Genomic DNA, 18880 nt, shown 5'->3' with positions numbered 1-18880 from the left:
CTCAGGCATTAATTTTGCCTTCGTTTCCGATGATCCGGCCATCTCCCGTCTCCCTTTCAATTTAGATAACAACGCCGCCGTCCACATTGATTGTTGCGCCGGTTACAAAGCTGGCTTCCGCCGACGCAAGGTAGGCCACCATACTGGCAATTTCGAAGTCATGACCGTATCGGCCCAGAGAAATCATGCCGTTTACGATCGGCGCATAAGGTCCGTCAGCCGGATTCATGTCCGTATCCGTCGGCCCTGGCTGAACAATATTTACTGTGATGCCGGCTGCGGCGAGATCACGGGCAAGACCGCGGGTCAATCCGGCTGCGGCCGCTTTCGTCGCAGTATAAAGACTGTTACCAGGGAAAGGGTTGCTGTCGGCGTTGATGCTCCCAATATTGATTATGCGTCCTCCTGCGCCCATTAGGGGGCCGGCGGCTTGGACAGCAACGAATATAGCCCGGAAGTTAACAGCGACCATTTTATCGAACTCTTCAATAGAGAATTGATCATAGGGCTTCAGGTTGGCAATTCCCGCATTGTTAACGAGAATATCTATTCCGCCAAAAGCTTTGACGGTTTCTGCAACTGCTCCTTGAACGGCCTCCACATCCGCGCTATCTGCCCGAACCGCCAAAGCGCGGCCGCCGGAAGCTTCAATTTCCTTGACCAGCTCATCCGCTTTATTCTGCGCGTTTACATAAGTGAAAGCCACTGCTGCTCCATCGCCTGCGAGTCGTTTCACGATTGCCGCTCCTATACTTCTGGATCCTCCTGTTATCAAAGCCGTTTTTCCTGATAAGGGTTTTGCTGATTGAGTCATATTGCCATCTCCTTTTTGTTTTGGAACGTTCGGTTCATTACTGCACCGCTAATGTATCGCAAAAGATCAACTGCTGTCAAGAGCTCATTTCCAAATTTCAAATGTTATATCATGACAAGCCGAAAATCTTGAATTTAAAGGCCTGCCAGGACATTTCCCATAAATAATACGGCTCCGCCGCGCAGATACTTGACAATTCATATCCCTATTCGTTATATTTATGTCATATTTATAAACCGAACAGTTCAATATTATGACAATATATGTTTTCGGGAAAACAAACAGCGGTTGAAAGGGAGTAATCAGTATGGCAGGAGGACGCCCGCGTGCTTTCGACATTGATATTGCTCTGGAAAGCGCGCTAAGACTGTTCTGGCAGAAAGGCTATGAGGGCACGTCGCTGTCGGATCTTACGGAGGCTATGAATATTAACCGTTCAAGCCTTTATACAACTTTTGGCAGCAAGGAAGAGCTGTTCCGCAAAGTACTTGATCTTTATTACGAAGGTCCGCCAACCGTCACAGGCGCTGCTCTTCACGAATCAACCGCCCGTGCCGTTGCCGAACGGCTTTTGAGCGCGACAGCCGACACGGTCACTGATCCTGCCACTCCACCGGGATGCCTCACTATACAAGGCGCTCTTTCATGCGGAGAGGAAGCTGAACCTATACGACAGGAGCTCATTACACGCCGGAAGGCATCCGGGATCGCGCTGCGGCAACGTTTCGAGCAGGCCAAGGCAAGCGGGGATTTGCCCGCCCATTCCAATCCGGCCGCTCTTGCACGGTTCATTTCAACGATCGCCGAAGGAATGTCCATTCAAGCTGCTGACGGCGCAAGCCGTAAGGAATTGCAAGAGGTGATTGATACGGCGCTGCAGGCTTGGCCATCCTGAAACCGGATTCAGCCACCGTCATTTGAAGAAAAGAAATCAAATAAAAGCGGGACGTGAGGCTATTTAAGCCACGTCCCGCTTTTATGTTGGATATGATGTATGTTTCGTTTCCGCCCTAGCCGCTTCCTTCTCGTTCGGAAGAGTCCCTTACTTGTGATTCGCCAGCCAATCCGTAAGCGCGGTAATTTCATCATCCGTCAACGTTCCTTTGAAAGGTGGCATACCGCCGCCGCCATTTTGAATCTGGGTGGAAATCTGGTCCGCGCTCATAGTGGCGCCAATCTTCTGCAAATTCGGGCCTACGCCCCCGGACAGATCCGCCGCATGGCAGGAAATGCACTGCTGCTTGTATACGGCTTCCGCTGTCGCATCAACCGTTCCCGCATTCCCGGCCGGCGGGGCTGCCGGTGCATTATTTGAGTTATTCGCCGGCGGCGGCGCGTTATTCGTATTGTTGTTGCCTCCGCATCCTGCTGCTGCCATAAGGATGGCAGCCATCACCAGCACCAGCGGTAATGTGGTTTTCTTCATGTGGGTGTCCTCCTGAATGTTGTCCGTAGCTTCTTTGAATGGGATAGCTTGTCTTTAAGATTGCCCGTCTTATACTTCCTCATACACGCGGATGCCTCCCTTGCTGAAGCACGCATAATGCGGGCGTGAATGGGTAAAGTAAAAGTATCCCTGAAAATCCATTTCAGAGGGAAATCCGTTTGATACTAAAGGGAGCTGAAAAGGAAGATGAGAAGCGACGAGGATTTGATTCGTCATTTAACCGAGCTCCGTAAACGGCTTATTCTCGTCGCGGTCTGGTTTGCGGCAGCATTCAGCGGGGGCTTGTATCTGTCGCCCGCCATATTACGGTATATCAAATCCAGGCCCGGCACCGCGGAGATCCAGTGGAATGTCTTCTCGTTCACGGACGGGCTGTTCATCTATTTGCGGTGCGCGTTGTTGTTTGCCATCTTGTTCACGCTTCCTCTATTGCTATACCAGATATGGGCCTTCGCCCGGCCGGGGCTCACTGAGAAGGAAGCCAAAGGAACCCTTTCCTACGTTCCTGTCTCCTTCCTGCTGTTTATCTGCGGGATCTCGTTCAGTTATTTTCTCGTTTTTCCCATGATGCTCCGGTTTATGGAGCAGATGAATCAAAGCATCGGAGCAGTGGAAACCTACGGTATCGACCGTTATTTTTCCTTTCTGTTCAATCTGATCCTGCCCCTGGGCATTGCTTTTGAAATGCCGCTCGTCATTTTATTTCTGACGAAGCTTGGGCTGCTGACGCCGGACAGGCTGCGGAGCACCCGGAAGTACGCCTATGTCAGCCTGGCTGTCGCCGGGTCCTGCATATCGCCGCCGGATTTTGCCTCCCATCTGTCCGTTACGATTCCATTATTGGTGCTGTTCGAGATCAGCGTCCTCATTTCCGTGAATTATTATCGCCGGAGAGGAACATCCGCCATACCGTCAAGCCAATAATGAAAGGAGGTTTAAGCCATGTTCAATAACATCGGCATTTCCGGGCTTGTGATTATTTTGCTGATCGCGCTCATCGTATTCGGACCGGCCAAGCTCCCGCAGCTTGGAAGAGCGTTCGGAGACACACTCCGCGAATTCCGCAACTCTACGAAAGGCATTGCAGACGATGATGAGCCCGTATCCGGCGCAACGGAATCCAAGTCCAAGGACGAGCAGCTCAAGCTCCTGTAGCATAAAAAGCAAGCAGGAACCGGCTGTCGCCTAAATTCTATAAGGTCAAAAAGAACCTCCAATCCCGCTTTCGCGGACTGGAGGTTCTTTTGCTGCCGACGCCCCTAGCTTACACCAGTAATCCGCCCTTGCTCCGGTAGGTGATGATTCCCTCTGCGGCGCGGTAAGCAAGCGCCCCTACCGTTCCTGTCGGATTATAGCCGGAATTCTGGGGAAACGAGCTGGCTCCCACCACAAACAGATTGTCCATATCCCACATCTGCGAATAGTTATTGACCGCCGATGTGTCAGGCGCGTTGCCCATAATAACGCCTCCTGTGTTATGGGTGGACTGGTATGTGGAAATATCGTAGGGGCCAAGCTCCTTCAAGGAATCCACGTGGTCGGCGCCCATTTCCGTTACGATCTCTTTGCATTTGGAAGCCAGATACTTGGCAAGCTCACGGTCCTGATCCTCAAAGTCAAAGGTTATCCGCAGCAGCGGGTCCCCGTATGCATCCTTATAGGTCGTATCCAGATCAAGAAAATGCTGCCGGAATGACATGGAGGATCCTTGTCCGCCCACTGACAGGATACGGTTCGCGTATTTGATGGTATTCGCCTTGAATTCAGGCCCCCATGTCGGAGTTCCAGACGGAGCGGGATTGTTCTGAATCGGCCTCTGTCCGGACTGGCTCAGGGAAAGCGAGCCGCCGTGAATAAATTTCAAATCCGAATGGTCGAAGTTATCTCCGTTATAGTCATCGACATTGACGCCAAGAGCCCCCGCGCCGGCAAAATTATTGAACTGGTCTTTTTCGAAAAAGCCCTGCGCCGAGCCCTTCGTCACTTGATAGGCATAGTTTTTGCCGATGACCCCTTTTCCCGTCTTGGGATCATAAGGCGTGCCGATATCGGACATCCTCAGAAGCCGGACATTATTGAACACATAGCTGGTCAATACGACGATGTCTGCAGGCTGCTCGATTTCCTCGCCTGTCGTAACATCCGTATACATTACCCCGGTTGCCTTATTGCCCGTATATAACACTCGTCTGACATGCGAATGGGTGCGGATTTCGAACTTCCCTGTCTTGTTAGCTACGGGGATGACCGTCACAACGGGGTCAGCCTTCGCTCCGTATTCGCAGCCGAACCGTTCGCAATAGCCGCAGTATTGGCAGGCAGCCCGGGAAATTCCGTCCGGATTGGTGTAGTTCTCGGACAGATTGGCCGAGGGCATCATGTACGGATGCAGATTCAGCTTCTTGCTGGTATCAATGAAACGCTGCATGGCAGGCGATTTCTTCATCGGCGGCGTCGGGTACGGATTGGAGCGCTTGCCGCCAAGCGGATTCGGTTCTCCGGAGATTCCAGCCGTCTTCTCGAACTTGTCGTAATAAGGCTCAAGCTCGTCATAGGTGATGCCCCAGTCCTGAATCGTCATATCGGCAGGGATTTTATTCTTGCCGTAGCGTTCGATCGTTTTGCTGCGGATTTGGAAATCGTAAGGGAGAAAGCGGTAGGTCTGACCGTTCCAGTGCACCCCTGACCCGCCAAGACCGTCGCCGATCAGGAAGGAGCCGTACTGCCGCATCGGCAGCGCGCGGAACTTCTCGCTGCTGCGGAAGGTAATGGTCTCCTTCGATAAATCCTGCATCAGGTCGTAACGAATCCCGTAACGCAGCTCGTCATGGACCATAAAATAATCCTCCGTTTTGCGTTCGCGGCCCTTCTCCAAACCAACAACATTCATGCCTTTCCTGGTCAGCTCGGAAGCGATTATACCGCCGGCCCAACCGACCCCGACAATGACAACATCCGTTTTCGGCAGCTTCTTAGCCATAGAATTCCTTCCTCGTTTCCGCTAATGCCCCGCCATATGTTCTTGCAGACTGCTTGGGGCGATAGCCGTAAATTCTTTTTCGATCACATCGGTGTAGCTCATTTGATTGCCCGGATAATTCCGCATGCGCCAGCCGTTCTTATCCGTATTGCCGCCGTACAGCGGATCGCTGTATGCGCCTTCCAGCGTATTGCCGCGCATCATTTTGAAAAAACCGCTCGCCGATATGGTCGTCAGCTTCACTTCATCCGACTCGAACGCTTTGAGTACCTGATCCTGCTCTTCCCCGGTCAGCCCGGCGAAGCCTTTGCTTAACTTGGTCTGGCTGTAGTTTTCCATTTCTCTGAGCCCGATTTCATACATTTCTCTTCGTTTCAAACGCCCTTGATAGCCCTGGACCATCTCCCCGGTATAAAAGGGAGGGGACATGTACTCTCTTCCGTTAAAGCCGTATTCACCGGCCAGCTGGTGGTCGATAAAGAAGGCCACGCCAAGCTCGCGCGCTCCCGGACCGTTACTGTCCGACGGAAAAATCCGCTCGGTTGCCGCATCCACAATCGCAAACTGCTCCTGGTTGAAAAACATGAGCGCGCGGTTGTAATTGACCGCCGGCGGAGCGGGCTCATTCGCGGGCGCTGCCGGGTTGGCTTTGCGCGGAATCAGACTCCCGAGCGCTCCCCCGACAACGACGCCCCCCAGGGCAAATCCGGTATTTACGAGAAAACGGCGTCTGGAAGGCTCACGAACGTCCGGATCGGACGGTTTCTTGCGATTATCTTCATCTGCTGCCAATCGCTTCACCCCTTGCATGGATTAGGGTTATTATTTTCCAATAATATGTGATTATACATTTTAGTTCCGCAGTAAATATTAACCTTAAAGAACGCAGCTCATATAGAGAGGAACTTTCACATGAATATCAAGCCTATCCTGCTTTCCGTTCTGCTCATTGGGGCTATTGCCGTATCCGGCTGCCAAAACGGACGCAATCTCAAGACAGAGAGCGTCCAGGACGCCCAACACATCCAGGAGGAGCAAATGAGAACGCTCCGCAACCCCAATATCATTCCGGGCGCAGGCCACATGAAAGTGCAGACAACGAATGAACTGGGCAAGACAAGCTACGGAATGGGCAGCAATGTGTACAGTGTCATCGGAAGCTCGGGGCTGCACAGCGAGGGCTTGTCGCAGCATCTGGAGTCGCGCCTTAGCGGCATGGGGATCAACAACGTATCGGTATTCGTCTTTGACGACTCTGTCGTTCTGGCAGCAGCCAAGCGGGAGCTCACTGCTTCGCAGTACGACCCGATGCAGGAGAAAGTACTGAGCGGTACAGGCGGGTTCTCGGGCAGGGGAACGGAACCGAACAGCCGGATCGGAACCTTTGGCGCCGGTGAGAAGGTGTCTGCCGACAATATCGATATGGCCGAGAAGCAGATCGAAACACTCATAGGCGGCAGCGTGCATGTGATCAAAATTGTAAATCCCGAAGCGGTCAAAACCATCAAACAGATCAGGAGCTATTCGGAAAATCCGGAAGCGCACCCGAGCCAGATCGCGGAGGGACTTAACAATCTGCTGAGACTGGCCCCCCAAAAGCCCCAGAAATAAGCGGAGAGCGACGAAGAATCGTCCCTTCGCTATTTTCACCGGGCATGGTTAACCGAATTGATGAATGGAAGAAAAAGAGTTCCTCTTGCTGCTGCTGACAAGAGGAACTTTTTTTGTGTCGGCGCTCTCATTCAACCAGCTGGCAGCCTGCATTCTCTATCGCTTGTCCAGTTCGTCCGGTGCAACTAATTGTCTTATATCCGCGTCTATTTGTCGGTACCCAATAAATAAAAGGATGGTGCAACGCTATGTTGAGAAAAAACATGATACGCACAGGCCTGCTTACTGCTATAGCGGTTGCTCCCTTGATGCAGCTTTCACCCTCCCATACCGCTGCTGCAGCGGACGAGGCGCAATTTCAGATTGGAAAGCCGTCCTATTCCATCAATTCCGCGGTTCACACTCTGGCGGCCCCTCCCTATATGAAGAATGCCACCACAATGGTGCCGCTTCGGGCGGCGGCTGAAGCCATGAAGGCAGGAGTCAGCTGGAGCGTCAAATCGCAAAGTGCCGTCTTAACCGGCCAATCCTTCGGCAGGCTGACCGTGAAGCTGAACGAGAACATCGCCGTCAATGACAAAGGCGGGAAAATCAAGCTTCCGGAGCGCGTTACGAATGTGAAAGGCATTCTGTTTATCCCACTAAGAAGCCTGTCACAGCTTATGGGCTTTACCGTTCAATGGAACGGAGCGGACCGCAGCATCGTCATCAGCCAGGGAAGCGCGCAAGCGGACAAGCTGACCTTCCAGTATGGATTCAATAAAGATGATGAGGGCTGGGACGGCGGCTTCGCCGATCTGCCGGTCGGATACGATCAGGCTATTTATAATCTTGACTATAAACGCGAGCCGCTCCCTCTCGAGGGCAATACAACAAACTTCGGATTAAAGCTGAGCGGAATGAACCGAAGCGACGATCTGTTTATGTTTGCGACCAAAAAGGTTGAAGGTCTGGAGCCAAGCACAACGTACCAGGCTAAGCTTAAAATCGGAATGTATACGAATCAGGGCGGAGGAATGATGGGCGTTGGGGGTGCTCCCGGCGAAGCGGTCAGCATCAAGGCCGGTGTGCTGGGCATAGAGCCGAAGGCCGTTCAGAAGGATGATGGCGGCGGGAAGTTCTACCAGATGAATGTGGATAAAGGGAACCAGTCCGTCGAAGGCGCAGACGCCAAAATTGTCGGCAATATCACGAAGCCCGATTCGGAAAAGGAAGGCTATCAGCTCGTGACCTTCAATTACGGAACCAGCGTGAAGACCAATGCCAACGGCGAATGCTTTATTCTGATAGGCAGCGATTCCGGCTATGAAGGCTTGACGACCTTGTACTTTGACGACATCCAGCTTTCCCTGACAAAATAATTGAAGAGGAATACGAAAGAGCAGTCCAGGCTTATTTTGATAAGCCCGGGCTGTTTTTTTTGTAACGCGGGTGCAGACTGCCCCCTCTTCCATGCCGCAGCTTATGGGCAGCATCACGCAAACAGAAAGACCTGTCAAGCCGGTTTTCTTTCATTACGGAGCTTCTCGGATATAAGCCGTCATTCGGGTTCCCATCATACGGTCTATATGGAAAGCTTGTTTCATATACATAGGCATAGACAAGCTCAATCCGTATTTTTGAAAGGATGCGAATGCCGCCGTATGGAGCACCTATTGCCGCTAAAGGTTGTATATCTGATGATGTTCGGAACAGCCCTGCTTTGGACGGTCGTTTATATTCTCGTCATATATAGGGGGTTTAAGGATAAATTCTGCGGAATGCCCCTCGCCTCCATATGCGCCAATATTACCTGGGAGTTTCTGTTTACTTTTCTTATGCCGTTTCATCCCCTTCAGCAAATCGTCACCCTGGTGTGGTTTCTGTTGGACTGCATCATTTTGCTCCAATATCTCTATTATTCCAAAGGCTTGTATCCAACACGCACGCTTCACGCTGCCGTCTTCTCCCTGCTTGTCATCGCTTTGCTGCTGCATTACGGGATGGCGGTTGAATTTCACGATAAATGGGGCATTTATTCGGCCTTCGGCATCAATCTGCTGATGTCCATCCTCTTCATCCAAATGCTGCAGGCCAAAGGGCCCCAGGGCCAATCCCTGCCCATCGCTTACTGCAAAATGATCGGCACCTTATGCGCCTCCTTCTTCAGCTACTCGCTTTTCCCCCAATCCGTTTTATTGACGATTATGTATGTTCTGATCTTTATTCTGGACGCTGCGTATATCCTCCTGCTCGCTGGCCGGTCAGTCAGCAGTACTCAGAAGCCCGTTATTACCAATAAGACGATCTGATGAGTGGAGCACTATGAACGCATTTCTCCAGGATTACCAACCAACAGACAACTATCGCTTTTTGCATCGCGGCTCCCTCATTTCCCGTACCAAATTTCCCCAATATTTAAGAAACGCTAGCTCTCCTTCCGGTAAACGGCAGGACTCTTCGATGAATATCGCTTGAACCAATGGCAGAAATACTGCTTGGAGCCCAGGTTCAGCGCCTCGCTAATCTCGTCAATCGTACTGTCCGTCTGCTGAAGCTCCCTGCACGCCCACAGAAAACGTTCCTGCTGAATGAACGCGTTAACCGTCATATGCATCGTTTCGGCGAAGATCCGGGAGAGATGCCGCGGGCTGATATGACAGTGCCTGGCGATCTCGGCAAGTGCCGGGTTCGCCAGCTTATGGTCCTGGATATAGAGCAGCGCCTGCTCCACAATCTGGCGGGAACCGATGAAGCCGACATCGGCGATCTTCTCCACGGCTTGATCCTTGAGCTCGACGAGCGGCGAAATAATCGTCCAGATCAGCTCAATTATCCGCATCTGCACGCGGAATATCTGATGGCCGCCGACATTCTGCTGCAGCTGCAGGATCGTCTGCAGTTCCTTTTGGATCAACGGGTAAATGCCGTGAATATGCGGCAGATCCTGCCCAAGGCCGTTGATGGAAAACGGCAGGAAAAGGATTTCCATGGGGTCCTGGAGATCCGACCGCTGTTCATGCATCTCGCCCGGCGGAGCCATATACACCAGTTGGGGCATCAGCTCAAACTGATCCTTGTCGAGCCAGTTGATTCCTCTGCCTTTTGTTATAAAATGCAGCTCATACTGCTGATGGCAATGCGGGGCTATGTACCAGCCCGACCTGGGCGCAACATACCCCATAAAATTAGCTTCGATTCCGATTTGGTCGAAAGTTACCTGCACGGCCGTTCACTCTCCCCAGCCTCTATTGGAAGATACATCAACAGAATAACAGATAACAGACCTTAAATAACCCCCATATGTCCGTATAACGTAATATATTGTCCTTCTTGGCTCTTATTGCGTTGGAGGATCTTGCTATAAAATGAACCTATCTGATTATGGAGGTGACGCGCTTGTCTGTGAAATGGAAGAAGCGTCTGATTGATTCGGCACCGTTCGAGGCCTGCTCTGTATTTGATGTCAACAATGATGGGCAGCTCGATATTGTCAGCGGCGAATATTGGTATGAGGGACCCGAATTTACGAAAAAGCATAAAATCTGCGATATTCTGGCCATCAACGAGTATCACGATGACTTTTCCGATTATCCCATGGACGTGGACGGCGACGACTATCTGGATATTATCACAGGCGGCTGGTGGGGCGAAACGCTGCGCTGGCGGCAAAATCCCGGTGCCGCGGGAGGAGAGTGGCAGACCTTCGACATCGGGCATGTCGGCAGCATTGAAACGATACGGTTCTATGATATTGACGGCTGCGGCATACCTGAGATCTTCCCGAATACGCCGGGCGGCCCGCAGCTTTTTTTCAAGCTGATTGTGGACGCGAAAGGCCGCGGAACGGGGAAATTCGAGAAATACATCATTGGCGGGCAGCCCAGCGGGCATGGGCTGGGCTTTGGGGATATCAGCGGCAATGGACGCACAGATATCCTCCTCTGCGGCGGTTGGCTGGAACAGCCGGAGAATCCCTTCCAGACCCCTTGGGAGTTTCATCCCGAATTTTCGCTTGGCTCGGCAAGCGTCCCCATTCTTGCCCACGATGTTACCGGCAACGGACTGACCGATCTTATTGTGGGCCAGGCGCATGATTACGGTCTTGACTGGTACGAGCAGATTGTCGATTCGGCGGGCAACCGCAGCTGGCTGAAGCATCAAATCGATCCAACCTGCTCGCAGTACCACGACCTGTACCTCGTCGATATCGATCTCGACGGCGAGCTTGAGCTGGTCACCGGCAAGCGCTACCGCGCCCATAACGACGGCGATCCGGGAGCATTCGATCCTGTCGGCATTTATTACTTCAAGATGCGCTCCGGGCAATTCGGGAAGCATGTCATCGATTATGGACCAGCAGGCGAGGCAGCAGGCTGCGGTATCTATTTCTGGCTCGCGGATTTGACCGGCAATGGCCGACCCGATCTCGTCGCCCCCGGCAAGGACGGCTTGTATTTGTTTGAAAATCTCGTTACTGAAAAGGAGTAGGATCAGATGAGCCGCCAAAAAATCAGGCTTGGTTTTATCGGAAGCGGTTATATGGGACAGCTTGCCCATATGTCCAACTATCTCAACCTGCCGGAGGAGTGCGACATTGTCGCCCTGGCCGAGCCGCGTCCGGGACTTGCACAATCTGTCTCCACCCGCTATGCGATACCCCATGTATTCGGCAGCCATGAGGAATTGCTGGCAAGCGGCCTCGTCGATGCCGTCGTCGCTTCGCAGCCATACACGCGCCACAGCATTCTAATCCCGGATATATTGCGCGCGGGCATCCCGGTATTAACGGAGAAGCCGGTAACCCTGTCCGTTGCGGCCGGTGAAGAGCTGGTGAAGCTGGGGCAGAAGCTGGGTTCCCTGCATATGGTCGGTTATCACAAGCGCTCCGAACCGGCAATGGAATATGCGAAGCGCATCGTCGATGAATGGAAGCAAAGCGGAGAATTCGGCAAGCTTCGCTATATCCGCATTACGATGCCCCCGGGTGATTGGACGGCAGCAACCGACGCACCAATTGGCACCAGTGAACCGGGCATAGCGGGCACTCTGGAGCCGCTTCCGGCGGAATTCAGCGAAGCAAGCGGCAGAAAATATGACGCCTTCGTCAATTATTATATTCACCAGGTCAATGCCATCCGTTTCCTGCTTGGCGAATCCTATAAGGTGACTTACGCCGACCGGTCTGAGGCGCTGTTCGTTGGAGAAAGCGAGTGCGGCATATGCGTGACGCTGGAAATGGCCCCCTACAGCACGTCGGTTGAATGGCATGAGGGGATTCTCGTCGCTTTTGAGCAGGGCTTCATTAAAGTGGATTTGCCCGCGCCGCTGGTCCGCCAGCAATCCGGACAGGTGACGGTGATGCGGGATAACGGCAAGGATATTCCTTCCTATACGACTCCGGTAATGCCGAATATTTCGGCCATGCGCAATCAGGCCAGGAATTACCTTGCGGCTGTCCGCGGCGAGAGACCGGCTCCATGCGCAGCTCCCGAGGCGCTGGAGGATCTGAAGATTGCCCGGGATTATATCCGGCTGCTGGAAGCGTACCAATAACATTCCAAAATATTCTATAGACAAAAAGCCGTATCCGATGTCGCTTGCGACTCCTTGGATACGGCTTTTTCATAGGTTAAAATTCTATTCCTTACTGCTTAGATTTCTTGTTGCACAATCTAACTTTTTCGCCCAAGGACGGCGTGAGCCGTTTCCTTTCAACCTCGCATGCTGTCCGTTATACACATTTTAAAATTACAAGAAGATAGTGCCATGGAGGGATCTACCTTCTCGTCAACGAGGCCCATGTTTGCTCAAGCCAGGCATCGAATTCGTCGCCCTTGTCGCCTTCGTACGAATCATACACGTCAAGTCTGGTCTTCCGCAGCTTTTCCTTGAACTCTTCATAGGAGTGGCCCTCCGGCAGACTTTTCTTGATTCTGACCAGGATTTTGCCGACTCCTTTGATGAGCTCGCCTTTCGCCTTGGAAGGCGGCTGAACATCCTCGCCAAATGCCAGCAGCTTGCGGTAAGCAGCCTCCTGCACGCTGTACACGGTATCGTGATTCATCCGATGCGTAAGCACGTCAATGGTTTTCGGATGGTTCCACTGACCCAGCTCCTCCACCGCTTCCAGACGCTCTTGCCAGCTGGAGCGGTTAGCCGCTTTCTTCAATTCTTCGTAATTCGGGGGCAGCTCATGATTGACTTCTATTTCACTCAAACGATCCATTCTCCTTCTAGTTCGATTCATGCCTGATGCCTAAACAAGCCTTCATCTGGTATTGTACCATCATCCAGAGAAGAACATAACCTTAAGTTGCGGATCCCAGGCAGGAATCAGCCCATCCCTTCCCCTCAGCGACATCAGCGTCCTAACCCTTTACACCGCCAACCGTCATCCCTTTGACAAAATATTTCTGCAGGAACGGATAAACCATAATGATCGGCAGGGAAGCGACAATCGTCATCGTGGCGCGGATCGAGAAAGGCGTCACCGTGTTCCCTCCCGAATTGCCGGCGTTTGCGAACGCGTCGCCCGCCGTCTTCGCCGTCAGGGAGGCGTTGGAGTTCTGAAGAATCTTCTGCAGCTCGTACTGCAGCGTGCTGAGCTCGATATTCGATGAATTGTACAGGAAAACATCAAACCATTGGTTCCACTGATAGACGGCCGTGAATAATGCAACAGTCGCAAGCACGGGCATGCAGAGCGGCAGCACGATGCTGAAGAAGGTTTTGAAATCGCCTGCCCCGTCTATCTTCGCGGACTCCAGAAGACTCTCCGGCAGGCCCTCAATGAATGAGCGGATGATGACCAGATTAAATACGCCGATAAGGCCAGGCCAGATGTATACCCAGAAGCTGTTGATCAGACCCAGATCGCGGATGAGCAGAAAATTGGGAATAAGTCCACCGTTAAAATACATCGTCAGAATAAATGCGATGGTGACGAATTTGCGGAGAACATAATCCTGTCTGCTTATGGTGTAGGCGACCATCGCTGAACAGAAAACGGTAAGCACGGTGCCGATGACGGTACGAAGTATCGAAATCAGCGTCGCATGAAAGATGGTGGCTTCTTTGAATACATAGACATAGTTGTCGAGCGTCCATATCCTCGGCCACAAATAAATGCCGCCCCTGATCGAATCATCCGCCGTATTCAAGGAGACGGCGAGCGTATTCAGGAAAGGATACAGGGTGACGATCATCAGAATCGTCAGAAAAGCATAATTGACAATATCAAAAATCAGGTCGCCGCGCGACGCGCGGATGCGGCTGGACTTGTTGGACACCGCTTCTGCTGCCGGATTAGCCATAAGGTCCCCTCCTTCTAGAACAGTCTGGACTCGCCCATTCGTTTTGCAATATTGTTCGCTGCGAACAATAAGATGAAGCTGATGATTGTCTTGAACATGCCCGCCGCAATGGAAAGCGAGAAGTTACCTTGGGCAATTCCGTATTTCAGCACAAATATGTCAAGGTTCTCGGAATAATCGATGTTCATACCGTTGCCCAGCAAGTACTGCGGTTCGAAACCCGATTCCAGCAGATACCCGATATTCATAATCAACAATACGACGATGACAGGCTTGATGCCCGGCAGCGTAATATACCACATTCGTTTAATACGGCCTGCTCCATCCATTTCCGCCGCTTCATATTGGGCAGGGTCAATCATTGTCATGGCAGCCAGATAGACGATTGTATTCCATCCAACGTCCTTCCACACGGAGCTTGCTCCGAATATGCCCCAGAAATATTCCGGTATGCCGAGGAACAGGATCTCATTGCCTTTCTCCACAAAACCGAACCGGATTAACAATTCATTGATGATGCCGTCCGGCGACAATGTCGTCTGGACGATGCTTGCCGCAACCACCCATGAGATAAAATGAGGCAGATAGCTGACGGTCTGAACGACCCGTTTGAACGCGATCCGGCGCACCTCATTCAAGAGCAGGGCGAGTATAATGGCCGTAACAAAGCCAAGAACCAGGTTAATTCCGCTCATCGCAAGCGTATTTCTTAAGACGCGGATGAATCGTTCGTCCTGAAACAAAAATTCAAAATGTCTGAATCCCACCCATTCCTGATCCTTGAAATCCTTGGCCGGCTTATAATCCTGAAAGGCGATTGTCCATCCCCATAAGGGCATGTATTTGAATATAAACAGCCATACCAGAAAAGGAACCGACATGAGGACCAGCATCCGTTGGTGAACCAGCTTCAAGGCAAACCGCTTCAGTCCCGTCGGCTTCTTTGGCAGCGCCAGATCCGGCATTGACATTGTTGGTTTCTTCTCCATCTTCCATCTCTCCTTCCGGACTGAATCGGATTCGTTCAATGGAAAAGGCCGGACTTATGCGCGGGGCACGAAGCCGGCCTTTTCGCCTAAACCTGATTATTTGCTGCTTGCGGTATCAATCAGCTTCTTCACTTCGTCAGTCGTCCATTTCTCGTAACCGGCCGTATCCAGCTTGCCGAATTCGGTCGTGTATTCGGTCCAGACCTTCTCGAAATCAGCCGGCTTCGCAAGGACCAGTTTCGGGAAGTATTTCTTGGTGATTTCGTCTTTCTTCGTTTCCCAGATTTGCTGCTCCGAGCCCTGCTCCTTCGGAATGCCCCATGCCGGGAACCATGGACGGTCATCCGGAGCGGCAAACAGCTCGGCATAGGTTTTGACGCCGTATTTCTCAAGGATCACTTTATCCGCTTCCGTCAGGCTCATCTGGAATACTTCAGGCTGCAGGCCCGGAGCAACCGAGTTGCCGTCCGCATAGGAAGAACCGTTGCCGTACAGCGGCCAGTTCCAGGAATAATATTTGAACCCGAACGATTCATTGAACGGCTCGTCGATTTTGGCGATTTGCTCGGCTGTCCGGAACATCCGCCCATTCTCGTCAACCTCGTAGGTTTCACCTTTTATGCCCCACCGTTGAAGAATCTGATTCTCGTCCGTCAGCAGGTTATCCAGGTATTTGATAATGCGGACAGGGTCCTTGGCGCTTACCGTGATTCCCATGCCGCGGTTCTTAACGAACCCCGGAGGATCCAGGTATTGGTCCTTCTGTCCGTCGAAGGTGACCGGCAGCGGGAAGTATACGAAATCATCCTTGGCGGGGTCCAGCTTCGCCGCGTCCGTCAATGCGCTTTGCGCATTTTGGAACTGCCAGCCGTAATCGAAGAAGCCTACAACCTTGCCTGAAGTCAGTTTTGCCAGATACTGATCGTAATTGTCGACGAAAGAGGCTTTGTCGAACAAACCTTGCGCATTCAGGTCATTCAGCTTCTGCAGCCAGCGCTTGGTGGCATCCGTAGCCGCATACGTCTTCGCCTCATGAGTCGTCATGTCGATGGTAATGTTGCCGTCGTTCGGGTAGCCAAGCAAATGCATGGGCGGGTTGGAGGTGGAGAAGAATCTCCAGTCATGCGTGAGCGAAATAAAGCCAGTCAAATCCTCGTCTTTATGTTTCTCCACGAAATTCTTGACCAGATCCATATAACCGTCAAGCGTGTTGATCTTCGGATATCCCGCTTCCTTCAGCACCCGGCGCTGCACCCAGAATGCGCCCTGGCCAATGTTCGGGTCGGGGATAAATTCGCCGACTACGTTCGAGAAGGGCAGGAAATAAATTTTGCCGTCCGCCGCTTTCATTTGGTTGAAATAAGGACCATATACCCGCTTGATGTTTGGACCGTACTGCTCAATCAGATCATCCAGCGCAATAAATGCTCCGGCATCGAGGATCTTGTCGATGGCGGCGTCCGGAATCATGACGTCCGGATATTCGTTGGAGGCGATCATCGTCCCGATTTTCGTATTGAGGTCGCCTACCAGATGCTCGATCTTGAAGTTGACGCCCGTTTGATCCTCGAGCATCTTGCCGATCGTCGTCTCGTTCGTGTTAATATCTTTTGCCGCTGCAACCCCGTTGAAATAAGAAAATGTCACTTTCTCCTGCTGCTCCGGCGCATCGCCCTCTGCTGTCTCATTCGTACCGGCCGTGTTCGCCGGCGTATTGCTGCCGCCCGTGTTATTGTTGTTTGAACATGCTGTGATCAACACCATGATGGCGGCCATACAAACCAATAGAAGTTTCTTTGACACTGAATTCGAGCCCCTTTCACATCCATTATTTTTTTGTAAGCCCTTTCATTATATGGGGAATTCCAGACTTTGTTTACCTGATAAACTATAGTTCATTCAGTAAAAAATATAGGAGTATGACCGGGACATCCTCTTCTTGTTCAATCAATCGACAGGAACGCTCAGACGGATATATGTCCCTTGACCGGGCTCGCTCTCAATCAGAAAACGGAAGCGGCTGCCATAAATCAGCTTCATGCGATAGATGACATTCTGCACGCCTATCCTCTCCCCGATCACTTCCTCGCTTTCAAGGTAGCTGTAGAATTGGTTGACTTTGTCCCCGTCCATGCCGACTCCGTTGTCCCTGATCGAGAACACCAGAGCTGCCGCCTGCCTCTCAATCCGCACCTCAATCCTTCCCCCGTTCCGGAGCGGCTCAATGCCGTGAATGCTGGCATTCTCCACGAACGGCAGGAACATCATCTTGGGCACCACGCATTCCTTGGCGGACGGATCAATATGGATATGATAGTCGAGCCGGTCCTCGAACCGGTACTTCTGGATTTCCAGAAAGCACAGGACAAATTCAATTTCCTCCATGACCTTGACCCGGTCCTTGCCCCAGGTGAGGGACATACGGAAGATTTTCGCCATATTGTGAATGATCTTGGCTGTTTCCGTCTCGTCCTTGATCAGGCTGCGCATCCGGATCGTTTCCAGCGCATTGAACAGAAAATGCGGATTAATCTGGCTTTGCAGGGCATTCAGCTGCGCCTTCCTGCGCTCCAGCTCCAGCGATTTGGTCTGGATATCGGCAACGTACACATCGTCAATGAGGCTTTTCACCTGGATCGTCATCCGGTTGAACTCGCTTGTTAATTGTCCGATCTCATCGGTATGCTCCCGTTGGTTGATGATATCAAAATGCTGGTTTTTCACTTTCTTCATATGCTTGAGAATGCGGACCAGCCGGACATTCATGGACCTGGTGATCCAGAGGATGATCAGCGTCGGCAGAATAATGTTAATGCAAGCCAGAAGAATAATGAATTCCCGCGAATTGCGGACCTCCTTGAGCACTTCCTCCTCGGGAATTGTCCCGACGATCCGCCAGCCCTCCATATAATTGACATACTGGTAAGTCGTCTCGAATTCCAGCATGCCGGGCGGAAACTTAAGCGAGCTGAAGGAGGCTGAGTCTTTTCTCCAATCCACCTCGGGATCGGTCGTATACTCAATCTGATCCTCCGCATTGATCAAATAAATATGTCCCTGCAGGTTCAGGTTTTGGAAAATCTGCTGGATCGACGTGGTTTTCATCTCGATTTTCAAGATTTTGTTCCAGTGGTTCTGGGAAGAGTAATAGTCCATTCTGCGGATGATGCTGAACGAATCCCTGACAGGCTCCGCGTCCTTCACCGAGAACAAGTCCTCCCGTTCGGTCCGGACAAAGATCGGCTGGGACGATTTGCTGTTTTCCAGCTGCTGATACCATACCGACTGCTTTACTTTATCCGTCAGATCCCCGATGCCCCCCGAGTGCAGAAGCGTGGGATTATCGACATAAATCTTGATGTTCTGGACGGCATTGTACATGGGTGTATAGTTGTTGATGATTTTGCGGAAATAAGAGTCGTAGGCGCCGACATAATCGGCGGGCTCCACATATTCAGCCTCCAGCATGTCATTCAAATTGAGATCCGTGTAAAATGCGGTCGAGACGGTTACGGCATCTTCAATTTTGGCCCGGAATTCATTCTTGATCTGTTCGATTGCCCTTGTAATATCCTTCGTCCGCTGGTTCTTGACATTATTCGTTGTCACATAATAGAAAATGACATTCGTAAAGATGATCGGAACAAATACGCAGCAAATATAAAGAATCAGCATTTTGTTCCGCAACCGGACATTATTCAAGTTCAGACTCGGTTTCACGCGGATTGGTCCCCTTTACCGGAA

The 18880-nt window shown here is 51.7% G+C and carries 18 protein-coding genes; 8 read left to right on the top strand and 10 right to left on the bottom strand.

Annotated elements, in window-relative coordinates:
- Nucleotides 1-61: 61 nt before the first annotated feature.
- Nucleotides 62-814 (bottom strand): 3-oxoacyl-ACP reductase family protein, encoded by a 753-nt coding sequence (locus tag AC0YOB_RS11065; protein ID WP_475792887.1) that lies wholly within the window; start codon nucleotides 812-814, stop codon nucleotides 62-64.
- 307 nt (nucleotides 815-1121) lie between these two features.
- Between AC0YOB_RS11065 and AC0YOB_RS11060 the strand changes: the two genes are divergently transcribed.
- Nucleotides 1122-1709 carry a TetR/AcrR family transcriptional regulator gene (locus tag AC0YOB_RS11060; protein WP_475792886.1) on the top strand — a complete coding sequence of 196 codons (588 nt, stop codon included), beginning with the start codon at nucleotides 1122-1124 and terminating at the stop codon, nucleotides 1707-1709.
- Nucleotides 1710-1856: 147 nt separating this feature from the next.
- Here AC0YOB_RS11060 and AC0YOB_RS11055 read toward each other — a convergent pair whose 3' ends face one another.
- Complete coding sequence (locus tag AC0YOB_RS11055) at nucleotides 1857-2240, bottom strand: c-type cytochrome (RefSeq protein WP_475789959.1); 384 nt, start codon at nucleotides 2238-2240, stop codon at nucleotides 1857-1859.
- A 207-nt stretch (nucleotides 2241-2447) separates the two neighbouring features.
- Between AC0YOB_RS11055 and tatC the strand changes: the two genes are divergently transcribed.
- Both tatC and tatA read left to right on the top strand, forming a co-directional pair.
- Nucleotides 2448-3185: a twin-arginine translocase subunit TatC gene (gene tatC, locus AC0YOB_RS11050; protein ID WP_210037581.1), complete on the top strand. Its 738-nt coding sequence runs from the start codon at nucleotides 2448-2450 to the stop codon at nucleotides 3183-3185.
- An 18-nt stretch (nucleotides 3186-3203) separates the two neighbouring features.
- Nucleotides 3204-3416, top strand: coding sequence for a twin-arginine translocase TatA/TatE family subunit (tatA, locus tag AC0YOB_RS11045; protein ID WP_210037580.1), 213 nt, complete (start codon nucleotides 3204-3206; stop codon nucleotides 3414-3416).
- Between the two features lie 109 nt (nucleotides 3417-3525).
- Here tatA and AC0YOB_RS11040 read toward each other — a convergent pair whose 3' ends face one another.
- Together AC0YOB_RS11040 and AC0YOB_RS11035 are read right to left on the bottom strand one after the other, a co-directional pair.
- The gene (locus AC0YOB_RS11040; RefSeq protein WP_475792885.1) at nucleotides 3526-5241 is read right to left on the bottom strand and encodes a GMC family oxidoreductase; all 1716 of its coding nucleotides are present in this window, start codon (nucleotides 5239-5241) and stop codon (nucleotides 3526-3528) included.
- A 21-nt stretch (nucleotides 5242-5262) separates the two neighbouring features.
- Nucleotides 5263-6033, bottom strand: coding sequence for a gluconate 2-dehydrogenase subunit 3 family protein (locus AC0YOB_RS11035; protein WP_475792884.1), 771 nt, complete (start codon nucleotides 6031-6033; stop codon nucleotides 5263-5265).
- Nucleotides 6034-6153: 120 nt separating this feature from the next.
- Here AC0YOB_RS11035 and AC0YOB_RS11030 point away from each other — a divergent pair, with 120 nt between their 5' ends.
- The 3 genes from AC0YOB_RS11030 to AC0YOB_RS11020 all read left to right on the top strand — a co-directional run bounded on the left by AC0YOB_RS11030 (nucleotide 6154) and on the right by AC0YOB_RS11020 (nucleotide 9143).
- The gene (locus AC0YOB_RS11030; RefSeq protein ID WP_475792883.1) at nucleotides 6154-6852 is read left to right on the top strand and encodes a hypothetical protein; all 699 of its coding nucleotides are present in this window, start codon (nucleotides 6154-6156) and stop codon (nucleotides 6850-6852) included.
- Nucleotides 6853-7100: 248 nt separating this feature from the next.
- A complete protein-coding gene (locus AC0YOB_RS11025; protein ID WP_475792882.1) occupies nucleotides 7101-8213 on the top strand; it encodes a copper amine oxidase N-terminal domain-containing protein in 1113 nt (370 codons plus the stop codon).
- A gap of 282 nt (nucleotides 8214-8495) precedes the next feature.
- Nucleotides 8496-9143, top strand: a complete 648-nt coding sequence (locus tag AC0YOB_RS11020) for a transmembrane-type terpene cyclase (RefSeq protein WP_475792881.1) — start codon at nucleotides 8496-8498, stop codon at nucleotides 9141-9143.
- A 116-nt stretch (nucleotides 9144-9259) separates the two neighbouring features.
- Here AC0YOB_RS11020 and AC0YOB_RS11015 read toward each other — a convergent pair whose 3' ends face one another.
- The gene (locus tag AC0YOB_RS11015) at nucleotides 9260-10057 is read right to left on the bottom strand and encodes a helix-turn-helix transcriptional regulator (RefSeq protein ID WP_475792880.1); all 798 of its coding nucleotides are present in this window, start codon (nucleotides 10055-10057) and stop codon (nucleotides 9260-9262) included.
- A gap of 179 nt (nucleotides 10058-10236) precedes the next feature.
- Between AC0YOB_RS11015 and AC0YOB_RS11010 the strand changes: the two genes are divergently transcribed.
- Entirely contained in the window at nucleotides 10237-11322 is a 1086-nt protein-coding gene (locus AC0YOB_RS11010) for an FG-GAP repeat domain-containing protein (protein ID WP_475792998.1), read from the top strand.
- Nucleotides 11323-11328: 6 nt separating this feature from the next.
- Entirely contained in the window at nucleotides 11329-12387 is a 1059-nt protein-coding gene (locus AC0YOB_RS11005) for a Gfo/Idh/MocA family protein (protein WP_475792879.1), read from the top strand.
- Nucleotides 12388-12610: 223 nt separating this feature from the next.
- On the opposite strand, the gene AC0YOB_RS11000 is transcribed toward AC0YOB_RS11005, so the two are convergent.
- The 5 genes from AC0YOB_RS11000 to AC0YOB_RS10980 all read right to left on the bottom strand — a co-directional run bounded on the left by AC0YOB_RS11000 (nucleotide 12611) and on the right by AC0YOB_RS10980 (nucleotide 18811).
- A complete protein-coding gene (locus tag AC0YOB_RS11000; protein WP_475792878.1) occupies nucleotides 12611-13060 on the bottom strand; it encodes a HEAT repeat domain-containing protein in 450 nt (149 codons plus the stop codon).
- Nucleotides 13061-13202: 142 nt separating this feature from the next.
- On the bottom strand, nucleotides 13203-14147 hold the full coding sequence (locus AC0YOB_RS10995; RefSeq protein WP_475792877.1) for a carbohydrate ABC transporter permease: 945 nt from the start codon (nucleotides 14145-14147) through the stop codon (nucleotides 13203-13205).
- 14 nt (nucleotides 14148-14161) lie between these two features.
- A complete protein-coding gene (locus AC0YOB_RS10990) occupies nucleotides 14162-15112 on the bottom strand; it encodes an ABC transporter permease (RefSeq protein WP_379112947.1) in 951 nt (316 codons plus the stop codon).
- Nucleotides 15113-15232: 120 nt separating this feature from the next.
- Nucleotides 15233-16939: an extracellular solute-binding protein gene (locus AC0YOB_RS10985; protein WP_475792876.1), complete on the bottom strand. Its 1707-nt coding sequence runs from the start codon at nucleotides 16937-16939 to the stop codon at nucleotides 15233-15235.
- Nucleotides 16940-17083: 144 nt separating this feature from the next.
- Complete coding sequence (locus tag AC0YOB_RS10980) at nucleotides 17084-18811, bottom strand: sensor histidine kinase (protein WP_475792997.1); 1728 nt, start codon at nucleotides 18809-18811, stop codon at nucleotides 17084-17086.
- Nucleotides 18812-18880 lie beyond the last annotated feature (69 nt).

This window comes from Paenibacillus sp. JT31N17 (assembly GCF_056269255.1).
The sequence above is the reverse complement of the archived record's forward strand: the minus strand, read 5'-3'. Positions and strand labels throughout refer to the sequence as shown.